The organism is Fictibacillus sp. 5RED26, from assembly GCF_015903895.1.
Taxonomy (GTDB): Bacteria; Bacillota; Bacilli; order Bacillales; family Fictibacillaceae; genus Fictibacillus; species Fictibacillus phosphorivorans.
Genome location: NZ_JACZDU010000018.1, coordinates 1 through 3,360, shown reverse-complemented (window position 1 = coordinate 3,360; position 3,360 = coordinate 1). Strand labels below are relative to the sequence as shown.

Here is a 3,360-nt window from a genome sequence, read left to right as displayed (position 1 = left end):
GAATTAAAATGATATTCACCTAGTAAGTTAATATGTTCCCAGCCTAAAGGGGATATATGGTGCAGTAAATCCTCATTAAAATCCTCAAAACTTTTTTGATACTCCATCGCTTTTGTCAAATGTAGAGTATTCCAGACACTAATGGCATTAATAATTATGTTTAAGGCACTGGCTCTTTGTAACTGATTCTGTAAGGTTCTTTCCCTTAATTCCCCTTGCTTTCCAAAGAAAATAGCTCTTGCAAGACCATTCATAGCTTCACCTTTATTTAATCCTTTTTGAATTTTTCTTCTTAAGGATTCACTAGAGAGATAGTTAAGAATAAATATTGTTTTTTCTATTCGTCCCATCTCACGTAAAGCCGTAGCTAAACTATTTTGCCTTGAGTATGATCCTAATTTCCCCATTATTAGTGATGCGGATACAGTTCCTTCTCTTATAGAATGCGCTAACCGCAACACATCCTCATAATTTTCTTTAATAACTTTTATATTTAATTGACCACGTAAAATAGACTCTAATTTTGGATATTCACTTGCTTTTACTAATGAAAAAAGCTTTGAATCAGATAAATCTCTTATTCTCGGAGCAAACTTAAATCCTAAAAGGTGAGTTAATCCAAAAATTTGATCTGTATAGCCAGCTGTATCTGTAAAATGCTCTTCTATATTTAAATCCGTCTCGTGATGTAATAAACCGTCCAAAACATGAATAGCATCCCTTGAATTAGTATGAATGATCTTTGTGTAGTAAGACGAGAATTGATCACTCGTAAATCGATAGATGGTGGTCCCTTTTCCTGTTCCATAATGAGGGTTTGCATCAGCATGTAGTGATGAAACTCCTAACTGCATCCTCATACCATCTGACGAAGAAGTTGTACCGTCTCCCCAATAAGAGGACAAATCTAACTTATCCTGAAAGTTCACTAGTACCGATTGGGCTTTATTCATGGCATCTTCATGCATTCTCCATTGAGATACATTAGCTAGTTGTTTATACGTAAGTCCTGGTGTTGCTTCTGCCATTTTACTCAATCCAATATTCAGTCCCATTCCTAAAAGAGCAGCCATGATAATAATGGTTTCTTCTTTATCTGGTTTTCGATTATTGGAAGCATGAGTAAATTGCTCATGAAATCCTGTTATATGAGCAACGTCCATAAGTAAATCGGTTAATTTTATCCTCGGTAGCATCTGATAAAGGTTGGCACTAAATTTTTTTGCTTCTTCTGGAACATCTTTTTCTAAACGTGCAAGTGAAAGTTTTCCTTTCTCAAGTGATACGCCTTCTAACTTGTTCCAATTAGTAGACATCCATTTTAACTTCTCATTAAGACTTTTTGTTCGCTCTGTGATATATTCCTCGAAAGAAAGACTAACTGATAACCTTGTACTCTCTTTACTTTGGTTCCAATCATCTTCTGAAAATAAATATTCCTCAAAATCTCGATATTGCCTACTACCCACAATAGACACATCGCCAGATCGAACGTGCTCTCTTAATTCAGTTAAGACAGCCATTTCATAATAATGACGATTGATTGTCCCATCAGCTTCATAAAGATGTTTTTTCCAACGTTTTGAAACAAAATCTAAAGGGGCTTCTGTAGGTACTTTTCGTTTTCCAGATTCGTTCATTCCGCGTATAATCTCTACAGCCTGCAAAAGTGATTCGTTAGACTTGGTAGAATGAAATTCCAATACTCTTAATAAGGTCGGTGTATATTTTCGAAGTGAATAGAATCTTTTTTGTAATAAATCTAAATAATCATAGTCTACAGGTCGTACAAGTTCCTGAGCTTCTTCTACAGAAGATACAAAAGAATTCCATTCAATAACGGATTCTAACACCTCAAAAACGTTTAACTTTTCCTCTTTTGCTTTAATTAATGCTTGTCCAATATTTGAAAAGTGAATTACTTTTTCATTTAGTTTTTTTCCGTTTTGTTTCTGAATTTCTTCTTGTGCTTTACGACCTTTTGATAACAGACTAAGTATTTGTCTATCATGAATTTCAAAAGCTTTATCGGTTAATTCTTGAGTAAGATGTAACAAATATACAGTTAATATTGAATAACGCTTATTATCCTGAAAATCGCGAAAGGCATATGGTTCATATCTAGAACCTAATCGAGAAAGCTGAAGCAGACGATTGCGGTGTAAATGATTAATGTTAACAGTTTCTAATTCCAAATCACGTATATATTCAAGTCTTTCAATTACTTTTAAAAAAGTTTCAGGCGAAGGATGACCAGGTGCTTCCTTTAGCCAACCTAATATCGTTTTGTTGGATTCAGATTGGTGCTGCGAATTGATGAGCTCTTCAAGATTTTCTTTTTGCTCAATTGTTAAGGATTGACTGACAGTGTTAAAAATTATTTTTTCTGCCCTTGCTCTTGCTTCCCACGCCATTCTCTCAAGTGTAGTGACAGCAGGTAATATTATTCTATTTTTTCTTAGATAGTCTACGCATTCATTTAGTAAATGAATTGCATCTCCATTTTCTAAAGCTAACTGGTAAAGGTATTTAAATGCCATACGATATTCTTTTAAAGTAAAAGGTACAAAACCATATTCATTACGGATTTCTTTCAGATGATCCCAAAGCGTATTTTCTCTTTGGGGATATAGACAAAGTGAAGAAGGGTTGGCGTTAATTTGTTTTGCTATATAATGTATCACTGAATCTGGAATGTTTTTAATATGAGAATATGGCCAACCAGGATATCGAAGAACGGCTAATTGAATCGCATACCCTAATCGATTTTCTTCTCTTCTACGCTTATTTATGAATTCTAGATCTCGATTGGTAAAAGTGTAGTAGGTTCCCATTAGCCACTCATCGTCAGAAATTTTCATAAGAGCTTGTCTTTGATCTGTTGTAAGTAATTCTCTTCCTCTCGCTATTGTCATATTACTTCATCTCATTTCTATAATATTCAGTCTATAATAACAATTATATATCAATAGAGTGTACTCTATTGATACAAATGTAGTAGACTGATAAAATCATAATTAAGAGCGTCTCATAAGACTTGTCTCAAAAATGAGGTGATATTTTGCGGAAAATCGGTTATATTCGTGTCAGTTCGACTAGCCAGAATCCTTCAAGGCAATTTCAGCAGCTGAACGAGATTAGAATGGATATTATATATGAAGAGAAAGTTTCAGGAGCAACAAAGGATCGAGAACAACTTCAAAAAATGTTAGAGGATTTACAGGAAGGTGACATTATTTATGTTACAGACTTAACTCGAATCACTCGTAGTACACAAGATTTATTTGAATTAATCGATTACATACGGGGTAAAAAGGCAAGCTTAAAATCACTAAAAGATACATGGCTAGATTTATCAGA

At 34.1% G+C, this 3,360-nt stretch carries 2 protein-coding genes; one reads left to right on the top strand and one right to left on the bottom strand.

The features are described from left to right. Positions 1-2,915, bottom strand: a 2,915-nt coding sequence (locus IHV10_RS22565; RefSeq protein ID WP_197134897.1) for a Tn3 family transposase, incomplete at its 3' end; no start/stop codon positions are given. A gap of 146 nt (positions 2,916-3,061) precedes the next feature. On the opposite strand from IHV10_RS22565, the gene IHV10_RS22560 reads away from it, so the two are divergent. Continuing rightward, the coding region (locus tag IHV10_RS22560; protein WP_197134895.1) for a recombinase family protein at positions 3,062-3,360 on the top strand (299 nt) is incomplete at its 3' end.